Genomic DNA, 13,611 nt, shown 5'->3' with positions numbered 1-13,611 from the left:
CGCACACTCGGCAATCAGTTCGACGGGGCAACGGGTTTCGGCTGAGGTTCTGACGGCGCTGCTAGCATGGCGGGCGAATCGCCACGAACGAATGCCTCAGGACTGCTTACGTGACCGTTGACGCTGCTGACGAAAATAAGATCACCGCAAGCCATTTCAATACCGCCGCACTTTTCGCGCTGCCCGTCCGCCTAGTCATCGGCTGGACATACTTCTCCGCCTTCTGGAGACGAGTCGGCCTCGAAGACAAATTGAATCCGGACGTCCCTGGCTATGTCGGCGAGAAGTTCAACCACTTTCTCCCGAACGCGCTTGGCATCGGCCCGATCATCGAGCATCTGCTGACCCATCCCGGCCTGCTCGCCGTAGCCATGACGGTGTTCACCATCGTGGAAGGCATCGTCGGGGTCTGCGTGATCGTCGGCTTGTTCACCAGGGTCATGAGCTTGGCCATGCTGGGGTTGGCGTTCGGCATCTTGCTCAGCGCCGGCTGGCTGAGCACCACCTGCCTCGACGAGTGGCAGATCGGCATCCTGGGCGTGGCCAGCGGCTTCATGCTGTTTTTGAGCGGCGGCGGACACTACGCGATGGATCGTGCCCTTTCCGCGAAGTATCCGCGGCTCGCACAGCAAACACGGCTCCACTGGCTGACGTCCGGCGCGGTCACCATCAAGACGCCAGCAATACTCATCGGCTCGTTCGCCATTTTGGCGTTGGCATTGTTCACCAACCAGCAGTTCCACGGCGGGGTGTATGGGCCGCTACACAACAAGTCGGTCGCGCCGAAGATCGAGGTGTCCGAAGCCCGGGTCGTCGGCAACAGCCTGCAATTCCAGCTCTACCGAACCGAAGGCGCGGACGTCTACGGCTCATTCCTGATCGGCGTCAGCGTCCTCGATGACGCCACCGGCAAAACCGTAGTACAGCTGGACGGCGCGCAGCTGAGCCGACTACCTGAGGCGGCGATCGTCAACCGCTACGTGGCCAAGGTGAAATCCGGCCCGCACAGCCTGGTCGTCCCGCTGGGCGCCAAAGCACAGCTGACCATCGACACCGGCCCGGCCCGGTGGGACGGCGCGCACTCGTACACGCTCGTCCTCACCGATATCAGCGGTGCCACCTGGAAACGGGCGATCGAAACCGTTCCCTGAGCTGGAACCGCGCCTACAGGTCGCGCAGTTCGCGCTTGAGGATCTTGCCGGTGGGATTACGCGGCAACTCCTCGAGGAAGACCACCTCGCGGGGCACCTTGTAACGAGCCAAGTGCTCCTTGACGTAAACCTTGATGGTGTCCTCGTCGACGCTGGAGCCTTCCTTCTTGACCACGAAAGCCCGCAGCCGTGCGCCCCACTCCTTGTCCTCGACACCCAATGCGGTCGCCTCGATCACGTCGGGATGTCCGCTGATCAGGTCCTCGACTTCGGCAGGAAAGACGTTCTCGCCGCCGGAGACGATCATCTCGTCGTCGCGGCCACTGACGTAGAGCAACCCGCGCTCGTCGAAGTAGCCGACGTCGCCGGAGGACAGCAGGCCATCGATGATCTGCTTGCCACCGCCACCGGTGTAGCCCTCGAAAGGGAAGAAGTTGCCGACGAAGATCCGGCCGACCTCGCCCCGCGGTAGTTCATTGCCGTTGTCGTCGAGGATCTTGACCTTGACACCCTTGACCACCGGGCCCACCGTCGCGGCGTTGTACTGCAGGTCGGCGGGGCCGGCGATGGTGGCAAACGCGACCTCGGTGGAGCCGTACATGTTGTAGATGACCGGGCCCAGGTCCTTCATCGCCCGGGTCGCCAATTCGGCGCCGAGCTGCGACCCGGAGACGAACACGATCCGCAGGTTCGACAGGTCCGGCTTGGGACTGGTCTTCTCCAGCTGGTCGAGGATCCGGGACAACATGACCGGCACGACGACCATGCCGGTCACCTTGTGCTTCTCCAGGTCTTCCAGCACGGTGGCCGGCTTGAAGCGGCGCCGCAGCACCAGCGTCGAGCCGAAGAACATCGCCAGCGTGCCGTGCAGATAGCCCAGCGCGTGGAACATCGGTGACGGCAATGACGTCACCTCACCGGCACGGAACGGCACGTGCGACAGGATGCCGCCGATCGGCGCCATGGTGGGCGGGGTGCTGCGGTTGGCACCCTTGGGGGTACCGGTGGTACCGGACGTCAGGATGATGATCGAGGCGTGCTTGGTTATCTTGGGCGCCCGCGCCTTGCTGCTCCGCGCGATCAGCTGGGCCAGCGTCTCGTCGGTACTGCCGGACGGTTCGTCGGTGTCCGGGTTGACGCCCAGCGCCCGCAGCTTGCCCAGCGGCGGCTCGGCCTGCGCCACGGCGGCGGTGTACTCGTCGTCGTAAATGATCAGTTTGGCGCCTTCGCGTTCGGAGACGTCCTTGATCTGCGGGCCGGAGAATTCACTGTTCAACAGGATCAGCCGGGCGCCGACCCGGGCAGCGCCGTAGTTGGCGATCAGGAACCAGCGATGGTTGCGTGCCAGGATCGCCACCCCGTCACCGCCACGCACCCCCATCGCGAGCAGGCCGTTGGCCACCGCGTTGACGGCGTCATCCAGCTCTTTGAACGTGATGCTGCCGTCGTCATCGATCACGGCGACGCCGTTCGGGCTACGACGGGCATTGAGCGCGGGAATCATTCCCAGCTCGCCCCAGCGCGCTCCATCAGCGAGTGCACTGGCGATGACCCGCGGGGACTCCAGCTTCAACGCGCCGGATTGCAGGATCTTGCGCAGGTAATGCAACTCGGCGCCACCGCGTTCGAGATAGCGACCGAGCTTGTTTAGAGCCTGACTGGGCAGGTCAGTGAGCTTAGCCATGGGACAACCTTATGTGACGCAGATCGCCGTCGGGCGGCGGATGGTCGCCTCTTATTAACATGACGTCATGGCCGGCGGGATGTCGCTGGAGGTCGCGGGACGCCGGGTGGTGGTCACCCACCCGGACAAAGTGGTGTTCCCCGGTGGACCTTGCGCCGCTGCACGCACCAAGATCGATCTGATTCGCTACTACCTGTCAGTGTCCGACGGCGCGCTGCGCGGGGTGGCCGGGCGGCCGATGATCCTCAAACGTTTCGTGGACGGCATCGACGCCGAGGCCATCTTCCAGAAGCGGGCACCCGCCAACCGCCCGGACTGGGTGTCGGTCGCAGAGCTGCGCTATGCGTCGGGCCGGTCGGCGCAGGAGGTCGTCGTCGACGATGCGGCGGGGCTGGCTTGGGTGATCAACCTGGGCTGTGTGGATCTCAACCCGCACCCGGTGCTCGCCGACGACCTCGACCACCCCGACGAGCTGCGCGTCGACCTCGATCCGATGCCGGGAGTCGGCTGGCCGGAGATCGTCGAGGTCACCCTGCTGGCCCGTGAAGTACTGGCCGATCACGGGTTGACGGCGTGGCCGAAGACGTCCGGCTCGCGCGGCATGCACATCTACGCGCGGATCGCCCCGCAGTGGGAGTTCTCGCAGGTCCGGCTGGCGGCACAGGCGGTGGCCCGCGAGATCGAGCGGCGCGCACCGCAGTTGGCCACCAGCCGGTGGTGGAAGGAGGAACGGCACGGCGTCTTCGTGGACTTCAACCAGAATGCCAAGGACCGCACGGTCGCCTCGGCGTACTCCGTGCGGGCCACGGCTGATGCTCGGGTTTCGACGCCGCTGTATTGGGACGAGGTCGCCGACGCCGACCCAGCGTCGTTCACCGTGGATACCGTGCCGGACCGCTTAGCGCAGATCGGCGACCCCTGGGCGGGCATGAACGACGCCGTCGGTGGGCTGGAGTCCCTGTTGGAGCTGGCCGCAGAGCAGGGCCCGGCGGAGAAGGCACCGCGCGGCTCGCGAAGAAATGTCGGCGGCCGGCGTACGTCACCGTTGCCCCTGATCGAGATCGCCCGCACCAGGACTCGTGACGAGGCGATGGCAGCCTTGGACGTCTGGCGCGAACGGCACGCCGCAGCGGCGAAACAGTTGGCGCCCGAGGACGTTCTGCTCGACGGCATGCGCGGCCCGAGTTCGATCTGGTACCGGGTCCGGATCAACCTGCAGCACGTCGCGCAGGCGCAGCGCCCGCCCCAGCAGGAGTTGATCGCCGACTACAGTCCCTGGAACCGTAAGGGAGCCGAAGGCTGATCCGCGATCATCGCGCGCAGTCGCTCATGGTCGCTACCCGTCGCCCAGCAGGTAGCTTTGCCGGCCGTAGGAGATGAATTCGGCGTCCAGCGAACGCTTGTCGTCGTCGGTCATGCGGATGTACTCGGGGACGCCGCGCCCCGCCCAGCGGTATACCGGTTCGTCGGTGTGCCAGCGCTTCGCCTGCAGCTCGCGTTTGAGCACCTTGTTCGAGCCGGTGACCGGCAGGCCGGCCGAGATCCGCAGAAACCGTGGGAAGCCCTTGCGGCCCAAGTCGGGTTGGGCGGCCAGATACCCGGCGAAGGCTGCCGCGTCGAAGCCGTCGGGGTCGGCGACCTCGATGGCACCCATCACCTGGTCGCCGGAGCGCGGGTCGGGCACCGCGTAGACGCCGGCACTGATGACCAGCGGATGCCGGCGCAGCACCTGTTCGATGGCCAGCGCGGAGGTGTTCTCGCCGTCGACCCGGATCCAGTCGCCGCGGCGGCCGGCGAAGTACAGAAAGCCGGCCTCGTCGCGATAACCGAGATCGCCGGTCCAGTACCAGCCGTCGCGGACCTTTTCCGAATCGGCGGCGTCGTTCTTGTAGTAACCCTCGAAGTCGCGGGCCCCGGTCTTGTCGACGATCTCGCCGACCGCATCGTCGGCGTTGGACACCCTGCCGTGTTCGTCGAGGATCGCCGTGGCGCATTCGGCGCGGGTCTGCGGGTCGACGATGACGATGCCCGCGTGCGCCGGACGGCCCAGCGCGCCTGGCGGTGCCGCCGGGTCGGGTATCGCCGCGTTGCCGCCCTCACTGGATCCGTAGCCCTCGTGCAGGACGGCGCCGAACCGGCGGAGGAACTGGGCCTGATCCTGCGGCGAGGCCTCGGTTCCGAAGCCGCGAATCAGGGAGTTATCGGCGTCGTCGGGCTGTTCGGTGGTGGCCAGCAGGTAGCCCAGCGCCTTGCCCACATAGGTGAAGAACGTCGCGTCGAAGTAGCGCACGTCGGGCAGGAACTGCGATGCCGAGAACTTAGGTGTCAGACAGATCGTGGCTCCGTTGGCCAGCGCAGGCGCCCAGAGCGCCATGATCGCGTTGCCGTGAAACAGCGGCATGCAGCAGTAGTCGACGTCGGCGCGCACATGACCGAATTTGGCGGTGGCCGCCTCGGCGATGCGGACCAGCCGGCCCTGGCTGCACTTGACCGCCTTGGAGGCACCGGTGGTGCCCGAGGTGAACAGCAGCAGCAACAACGACTCCGGCCCCACGCCCGCGGCGGCGGCCGGCTCCACCCGGTGCTCGGCAATGAGCGCGGCGTAGCCGGGCTCGTCGATCACCAAGAAGCGCCCGGGCTCCAGGCCGTGGTCCAGGCCGCGCAGTCGGCCCACCCCGGCGGTGTCGGTGACGATCAGCTGACAGTCCGCGTGCCGGATCTCCGCGGCCATCTCGGTATCCCCGCGGGTGGGGTTGATTCCGACGATGACCCCGCCGGACAGCGCGCCTGCGCCGAGCCAGAACACGAAATCCGGCACGTTGTCCAGCAGGATGCCGATGTGAAACGGTCCGTCCCGGCGCAACGCCGATGCCAGCGCGGCACGCGCGGCGGACTCGCGCACCACGTCGTCCCACGTCCAGTCCTGTTGCCGGGTGCGCAGCCCCAGATGGCGGTCGCCGAGGCGGTCGAGCAGCATCCCGGCGATGTCGTCAGGCATTCAGGCCGGATCCGGGGAGTTTCAAGACCGGGGGAGCCACCAGCCAAGGCTATCGCGGATCCGCGAGGCGGCTTCAGTTGATCGTGAAACCGCCGTCGACTGCGATGGTCTGTCCGGTGACGTAACCACCGGCATCCGAGGCCAGCCACAGAACCGAGGCCGCGAGATCTTCCGGATCGCCCATCCGGCCCAGCACGATTCGGTGAGCGACGCTGTCCAGGTAGCCCGGACGGTACTGCTCGGTCATCTCCGATGCGAAGAAGCCCGGCGCGATCGCATTGACCCGGATCCCCTTCCGGCTACCCCACTGCTGCGCCAGGTCCCGAGTCAGACCGATCAGCCCCGCCTTGCTGGCCGCATACGCCGCCTGCGGGAGGCCCGCGGTGGTCAGGCCCAGGATGCTGGAGATGTTGACGATCGACGAACCCGGTTTCATCACCCGCCCGCAGGCCTGCGCCGCCCAGTAGGCCCCGTTGAGGTTGATGTCGATGACCTCACGGAACTGCTCGGGGGTCTCCCGGGTGGCCGGATGCGCCGTTCCGATACCCGCGTTGTTGATCAGCACGTCCACCCGGTCGAACCGCTCGATGGCGGCCTCGACCATTCTGGTCGCCGCCGCCGGGTCGGCGACATCGGTCGCCACCGGCAGAGCTGCGCGTCCGGCAGCGGTCACCAGTTCTGCTGCCTCCGCGAGCTTCTCCACCCGCCGCGCCGCCAGCACTACGTCCGCGCCGGCCTCGGCGAAGGCCCGGGCGAAATACACGCCGAGGCCCGAGGACGCCCCGGTCACCACGGCGACCTTGCCGTCCATACGGAACTTGTCCAGTACGCTCACCCGACTCAACCTTTCTCGACTTTTCTGCGGTTACTGCAACGCATTCAGCGCCGCGGCGATGAACTCCGGCGCAGCGTGTGCCGCTTCACCGGCGTTCTGCACGTCCTTCGCACCATGCTGGGCCCGGTGGGTGATTCCTTCGGCGATCACTGCGATTTTGAAGTTCGCCAGCGCCAGATAGAAGCGCCAGTCGCTCAGGTCCCGACCGGACAGCCGTGCGTATTCCTCGGCGAGGGCGTCGGCGGACGGCAGGCGTGCACTGGTCCACGCCGCGGGGTGGCCGAACACCAGGTCGAATGCCGGTGACCGGTAGACGCACATCAGGGCGATATCGGTGAGCGGGTCGCCGAGGGTGGAAAGCTCCCAGTCCACCACTGCCCGGATGACGTCCGCCTGCTCTGGATCGCAGATGGTGTTGTCGATACGGAAGTCGCCGTGCACCACCGAGGGTTGCGATGTCTGCGGAATGGCGCCGGCCAGTGCCGCGGCCAGTTTCGTGATATCACCGGACAGCGCCTCATCGTTCTCGGGCGTCTTGACCAGTTCCCACTGGCGGGCCCACAGCCGCACCTGGCGTTCCAGGAAACCGTCTGGCCTGCCGAAGGATTCGAGCCCAACGGCGCGGTAGTCGACCGCGTGCAGATCCGCCAGAACCCGCACCAGCGCCGAGGCGTTGGCAGCCAGTTCCGCATCGGACAGGGTGTCCAGATCATCCTTGTGGCGGTAGACCCGGCCGGTCACGAACTCCGTGACGGTCAGCGGAGCACCGCACACCGTGCCGTCGGCGTCGAGCGCCACGGGCCGCGCGATCGGAACACCGGTGCCGTAAAGCCGGTCGGTGACCGCGAATTCGCGACCCACATCGTGCGCCGACGGAGTCAGGCCGCCGAGCGGAGGCCGACGCACAACCCAGGCCGACGATTCGTCGCTGACCTTGAACGTGAGGTTGGACCGGCCACCGGCGATCAGCTCTACGGTGAGCTCTCCCTGAACCGGGACGTCGTTGGCGATGAGGTATCGCCGCAAGGCAACCGGATCCAGGGCTTCGACCGTCACTGCCCGGCGTCCTTGCGCGCGCGCCGGGCCGCCCCGACCCGCCGCTTGGCGATGGCCCAGCGGTGCACCTCGGAAGGACCGTCGTAAACCCGGAACGGACGCACCTCACGGGAAAGCCGCGCGGGGGGTAGGTCCTCGGTGACGCCGAGCGCACCGCACATCTGCACGCTGCGGTCGACGATCCGGAAGATCGCCTCGGCGGCGAACGTCTTGGCGATCGACGTCGCATCGCCGGCGCTGCCGCCCTGGTCCAGTTCCCAGCATGCGCGCACCAGCAGCGCTCGGGTAGCCGCGATGTCGATTTCGTTGTCGGCCACCATGTTCTGGATCATGCCGAGATCGCCGAGCGGTGAGCCGAATGCCTGGCGCTCCACGACATGCGACAGCGCGGTGTCGTGGCCCCGACGCGCGGCGCCGAGCCACCGCATGACGTGCGTCATGCGCGCAGGCCCGAGACGTACCTGGGCGTACTCGAAGCCGCGGTCCACCTCGCCGAGCACCGCTTCCTCGGGAACCCGAACGTCGTCGAAGAACACTTCACAGTGGCCGCCCACCATGGACCGGTCCAGGGTCGGGATGTGTCGGCCGACGGTCAGCCCCGCGGTGTCGGCGGGGACCAGGAACATGGTGGCGCCGCCGCGCTGGCCGGGTTCCCCGGAGGTGCGGGCCATGACGATGAAGAATCCCGCGCCGTCGGCGCCGGTGATGTACCACTTGCGGCCGGTGATGTACCAATCTCCCGACCGGCGTTCGGCCTTGGTCGTCAGCGCAGACGGATCCGAGCCCGCACCCGGTCCCGGCTCGGTCATCGCGAACGCAGATCGCACGTCGCCGGCGGCCAGGGGTGCGAGGTAACGCGCCTTCTGCTCAGGACTGGCCACCTCCGCCAGCAGATGCACATTGCCCTCATCGGGGGCGGCGATGTTCACCGCGGCCGGACCGAACAGCGAATAGCCGGCGGCTTCGAACACCGGCGCCCGGTCGGACATGTTCAGGCCCATCCCGCCGTATTCGACGGGCGCGTGCGGCGCGAACACGCCCGCATCGCGAGCAGCGGCCTGCAGCTCCTTCACCGCGGCATCCCCGCCTGCGGCGGCGACGTCCCCGCCGAAGCGGTCCTCCACCGGCAACACCACGTCCTCGATGAACGCCCGCGTCTTTTCGACAACCGCCGACACTTCCGGCGAGTAGTTCAACTCGATCGCCATGACACCCCATCACCACTCTCGCAATGACCGACCGATCACTCGGCCCGAACACTACGGACTGTGACACAGGAGCCTGTTTTCCGTCAAAAATCGGCTATCAGGCGATTACCGTGCCCTCCGGTATAGTTCAGAAATCCTGAACAATCCGGAGGTGGCCGTGGCGGGATCGCCGGAGTGCGGCACGGCGATCCGCGCTGCCCGTCGGGCCAGAGGACTCACCGTCCGCGACCTTGCGCAGTGCCTGCGGGTCAGCCCCGCCACGATCAGCGCCATGGAGAACGGCAAGACCGGGATCTCGGTGTCACGCCTCCAGGAGTGCGCGGGAGCACTGGGCGTCACACCGGACCAGATCCTGGCGGGCACCGTCTCCGCGGGACCCGCCCGCCCAGCGCACATACCCGACGAGGTGGCCGATTCCGGGCAACACGACTGGCGAAGGTTTCCGCCCCTGGCCCTGGACAGCGTCTTGGCCGCTGCTATCGATGCGTTCGTCGAGACCGGCTACCACGGCAGTTCCATGCGGGACGTGTCTGCGCGCGCGGGCATGAGCGTGCCGGGGATTTACCACCACTACCCCGACAAGCAGGCGCTGCTGGTGGCGCTACTCGATCTGACCATGACCGAGCTGCACTGGCGCGTCGGCGCCGCCCGCGCCGACGCCGCAACCGGCCTGCAGGAGGTGCGGCTGATCGTAGAAGCCCTGGCCCTGTTCCACACGCACCGCCAGAAGCTGGCCTTCATCGGAGCCAGCGAGATGCGCAGTCTGACGGCGGCGAATCGGCAACGTATCGCCGACTCACGAAATCAACTGCAGCACAGCCTCGACGCCGCCATCGACCGTGCCGCACGCGAGTCTGAAGTCGACGTCGCCGATATCCTCGACCGTCGCGTCGCAGGCCGCGCCATCACCACCATGTGCACCTCGCTGCCGCAGTGGTTCAACGCCGACGGGCCCGCCAGTCCCGAGGAGACCGCCCGCAGCTACGCCGACTTCGCCGTCGCCCTGCTCACCAAGGCGCGCAGCCCCGGACTGGGTTTCCCACCATCGGCAGCCGACGGCAGAATGTGACTCGTGGTGGCTACCTGGCAGTTCTGGATCGACCGGGGCGGCACGTTCACCGACATCGTGGCCCGCCGCCCCGACGGGCGCCTGCTCACCCACAAGCTCCTCTCGGAGAATCCTGAGCAGTACCGCGACGCGGCGGTGGCCGGTATCCGCGCCCTGCTACAGATCGAGGGCGACGCGCCGATCCCGGCCGGGTTGATCGGCGCGGTTCGGATGGGCACGACGGTAGCCACCAACGCGCTGCTGGAGCGCGCCGGGGAGCGAACCCTGTTGGTCATCACGCGTGGTTTCGGCGATGCCCTGCGCATCGCCTATCAGAATCGGCCACACATCTTCGACCGGCAGATCGTGCTGCCCGAGCAACTCTACGAACGCACCGTCGAAGTCGATGAGCGCGTGGCCGCCGACGGGACCGTGCTACAGGAACCGGACGTGGAGGCCGTGGCCGCACAGCTGCGGGACGCGCATGCCGACGGTATCCGCGCGTGCGCGGTGGTATGCCTGCACAGTTATCGAAATCCTTTGCATGAAAGGGTGATCGGCGAGCTGGCCCGCGAGATCGGCTTTACCCAGATCTCGCTGTCATCTGAGGTGAGTCCACTGCCGAAGCTGATCCCCCGTGGCGATACCGCCGTCGTCGACTCCTACCTGTCACCGGTACTGCGCCGCTATGTGGCCCAAGTGGCCGACCAACTCACCGGCGTGCGACTGATGTTCATGCAGTCCAACGGGGGCCTGGCGGCGGCAGATCATTTCCGCGGCAAGGACGCGATCCTGTCCGGTCCGGCCGGCGGAATCGTCGGCATGGTTCGGATGTCGGCGTTGGCCGGCTTCGACTCGGTGATCGGTTTCGACATGGGCGGAACCTCCACCGACGTATCGCATTACAGTGCTTCCGGCGGATACGAGCGGGTGTTCACCACCGAGGTTGCCGGTGTGCGACTGCGGGCGCCGATGCTGCACATCCACACCGTCGCTGCGGGCGGCGGCTCGATCCTGCACTTCGACGGCAGCCGCTATCGGGTGGGGCCGGAGTCGGCGGGCGCCGACCCGGGACCTGCTTGCTACCGGCGCGGGGGGCCGTTGACCGTCACCGACGCCAACGTCATGCTGGGCCGTATCCAGCCCGCCCATTTCCCGGCGGTGTTCGGACCGGCCGGCGACGAGCCGCTGGACGCAGCGGTGGTGAGGCACTCCTTCGCCGAGCTGGCCAACGAAATCCTCTCCGCCACAGGCGATGACCGCAGCCCCGAGCAGGTCGCCGAAGGGTTTCTCCGCATCGCGGTGGCCAACATGGCCAACGCGGTCAAGAAGATCTCGGTGGCCCGGGGACACGACATCACCCGATACGCTTTGACCACCTTCGGGGGTGCCGGCGGACAGCACGCGTGCGCGGTGGCCGACGAACTCGGCATCCGTACGGTGTTGGTGCCGCCGATGGCGGGCGTGCTCTCCGCACTCGGAATCGGCTTGGCCGACACCACCGTGATCCGCGAGCGCGCCGTCGAGACCGAGCTGGATTACACCGCCCTCGCGGGATTGGAGCAGGTCGCCGACAACCTGGAGGGGCAGGCACGCGGCGAGCTCGCCGCCCAGCACATTCCGGCCGACCAGACCCACGTGATACGCCGGGTGCACCTTCGCTACCAGGGCACCGACACCTCGATCCCGGTCGAGCTCGGCGACATCGCTTCGATGACAGCGGCGTTCGAAGAGATCCACCGCGGCATGTACTCGTTCCTGATGGAGCGTGCGCTGATCGCCGAGGCGGTTTCGGTCGAGGCGACCGGGCTCACCGAGCAACCCGAACTGTTCGGGCGAAACGATGCCGAGGCATCCCGTCAACCCGTTGAAGTCGTGCGCCTCTACGCCGGCGGTGCCTGGACTGACGCGCCGCTACACCAGCGAGACGCCATCACCGACGTGGTGGTCGGGCCGGCCGTCATCGCCGAGGACAACGCCACCACTGTCGTCGACGACGGTTGGCAGGCCCAGCTCACCGCCGACGGCCAACTGGTGCTGCAACGGCTGGCCGCGCCCGCACCGGTTGCCGCCGCCGGAACCGCGGCCGATCCGGTGTTGCTGGAGATCTTCAACAACCTGTTCATGGCCATCGCCGAGCAGATGGGAACCCGGCTGGAGGCAACCGCCCAATCGGTCAATATCCGTGAGCGGCTGGACTTCTCCTGCGCATTGTTCGACGCCGATGGCTGTCTGGTGGCCAATGCACCGCATATCCCGGTGCATCTGGGATCGATGGGCGCCACGGTCAAGGAGGTCATCGCCCGCCGGGCGTCGACGATGCGGCCCGGCCAGGTCTATGCGGTCAACGACCCGTATCACGGCGGCACCCACCTGCCCGACATCACCGTCGTCACTCCGGTGTACGCCCAAGCCGCGGGGCCGGACGACCCGGTGTTGTTCTTTGTGGCCTCGCGCGGTCACCATGCCGAGATCGGGGGCACCACACCCGGTTCCATGCCCGCGGACAGCCGGTCCGTGGTCGAGGAAGGCGTGCTGTTCGACAACTGGCTGTTGGTCGACGACGGCCACTTTCGTGAGACACCGACCCGGGACCTTCTCACCGCGGCGACGTACGCCTCGCGCAGTCCCGACACCAACCTCGCGGATCTGCGTGCACAAGTCGCCGCCAACCAGAAGGGTATCGACGAGATCCGGTCGATGATCTCCCATTTCGGTCTGGACGTCGTGCAGGCCTATATGCGCCACGTCCAGGACAACGCCGAGGAGGCGGTGCGCCGGGTCATCGATTCCCTCGACGACGGCGAGTACCGCTATGAGATGGACTCCGGCGCGACGATCGCGGTGCGGGTTTCCGTGGACCGCGCGGCACGCGGTGCCACCATCGACTTCGCCGGGACCTCGCCGCAGTTGGCCACGAACTTCAACGCGCCATCATCGGTTGCCACCGCCGCCGTGCTCTACGTGTTCCGCACGCTGGTAGCCGACGACATCCCGATCAACGACGGGTGCCTGCGCCCGCTACAGATCACGATCCCGGACGGCACCCTGTTGTCGCCGGCCTACCCGGCCGCGGTGGTCGCCGGAAACGTCGAGACCTCCCAGGCCATCACCGGGGCTCTGCTGGCCGCACTTCGGGTGCAGGCCGAGGGTTCCGGGACGATGAACAATGTCACGTTCGGCAACGCCGACCACCAGTACTACGAGACGCTGGGCTGCGGGTCCGGGGCCGGCGAAGGTTTCGACGGCGCCTCGGTGGTGCAGACCCACATGACCAACTCACGGCTCACCGACCCCGAAGTGCTGGAGATGCGTTACCCAGTGTTGTTGCGCGAGTACGCGATCCGGCACGGCAGCGGAGGAGCCGGTCGCTGGCACGGCGGCGACGGCGGCGTGCGCAGGATCGAGTTCCGCGAGCCGATGACCGTCAGTGTGCTGACCGGGCACCGGCGAGTCGCGCCCTACGGTATGGCCGGCGGCCAATCCGGCGGCTTGGGACGCAACCGGGTGGAACGCGCGGACGGCTCGGTGACCGAGCTGGCCGGCTGCGATTCCACCGACTTAGGTCCCGGCGACGTGCTGGTGATCGAGACCCCCGGCGGCGGCGGGTATGGCGAGCCCGCCTGATCGC

The 13,611-nt window shown here is 67.3% G+C and carries 9 protein-coding genes; 4 read left to right on the top strand and 5 right to left on the bottom strand.

The genetic code is table 11. The features are described from left to right. Positions 1–110: 110 nt before the first annotated feature. Entirely contained in the window at positions 111–1,151 is a 1,041-nt protein-coding gene (locus tag N416_RS0107075) for a TQO small subunit DoxD (RefSeq protein ID WP_024441422.1), read from the top strand. A gap of 13 nt (positions 1,152–1,164) precedes the next feature. Here N416_RS0107075 and fadD2 read toward each other — a convergent pair whose 3' ends face one another. Beyond that, the gene (fadD2, locus tag N416_RS0107070) at positions 1,165–2,835 is read right to left on the bottom strand and encodes a long-chain-fatty-acid--CoA ligase FadD2 (protein ID WP_024441421.1); all 1,671 of its coding nucleotides are present in this window, start codon (positions 2,833–2,835) and stop codon (positions 1,165–1,167) included. A 67-nt stretch (positions 2,836–2,902) separates the two neighbouring features. Here fadD2 and N416_RS0107065 point away from each other — a divergent pair, with 67 nt between their 5' ends. Continuing rightward, complete coding sequence (locus N416_RS0107065; protein WP_024441420.1) at positions 2,903–4,138, top strand: DNA polymerase domain-containing protein; 1,236 nt, start codon at positions 2,903–2,905, stop codon at positions 4,136–4,138. 33 nt (positions 4,139–4,171) lie between these two features. On the opposite strand, the gene N416_RS0107060 is transcribed toward N416_RS0107065, so the two are convergent. From N416_RS0107060 to N416_RS0107045, 4 genes are all read right to left on the bottom strand, one after another. Beyond that, positions 4,172–5,833, bottom strand: coding sequence for an AMP-binding protein (locus tag N416_RS0107060; protein ID WP_024441419.1), 1,662 nt, complete (start codon positions 5,831–5,833; stop codon positions 4,172–4,174). A gap of 73 nt (positions 5,834–5,906) precedes the next feature. Continuing rightward, positions 5,907–6,668, bottom strand: coding sequence for an SDR family NAD(P)-dependent oxidoreductase (locus N416_RS0107055; protein WP_024441418.1), 762 nt, complete (start codon positions 6,666–6,668; stop codon positions 5,907–5,909). A 30-nt stretch (positions 6,669–6,698) separates the two neighbouring features. Beyond that, positions 6,699–7,724 (bottom strand): phosphotransferase family protein, encoded by a 1,026-nt coding sequence (locus tag N416_RS0107050; protein WP_024441417.1) that lies wholly within the window; start codon positions 7,722–7,724, stop codon positions 6,699–6,701. Further along, the gene (locus N416_RS0107045; RefSeq protein WP_024441416.1) at positions 7,721–8,932 is read right to left on the bottom strand and encodes an acyl-CoA dehydrogenase family protein; all 1,212 of its coding nucleotides are present in this window, start codon (positions 8,930–8,932) and stop codon (positions 7,721–7,723) included. The genes N416_RS0107050 and N416_RS0107045 overlap by 4 nt, the downstream gene beginning before the upstream one ends. A gap of 151 nt (positions 8,933–9,083) precedes the next feature. On the opposite strand from N416_RS0107045, the gene N416_RS0107040 reads away from it, so the two are divergent. Beyond that, complete coding sequence (locus N416_RS0107040) at positions 9,084–10,001, top strand: TetR family transcriptional regulator (RefSeq protein ID WP_024441415.1); 918 nt, start codon at positions 9,084–9,086, stop codon at positions 9,999–10,001. Positions 10,002–10,004: 3 nt separating this feature from the next. Continuing rightward, a complete protein-coding gene (locus N416_RS0107035; protein WP_024441414.1) occupies positions 10,005–13,607 on the top strand; it encodes a hydantoinase B/oxoprolinase family protein in 3,603 nt (1,200 codons plus the stop codon). Positions 13,608–13,611 lie beyond the last annotated feature (4 nt).

The organism is Mycobacterium sp. UM_WGJ (assembly GCF_000455125.1).
Lineage (GTDB): Bacteria > Actinomycetota > Actinomycetes > Mycobacteriales > Mycobacteriaceae > Mycobacterium.
This window is presented reverse-complemented; position numbering and strand designations above follow the sequence as displayed.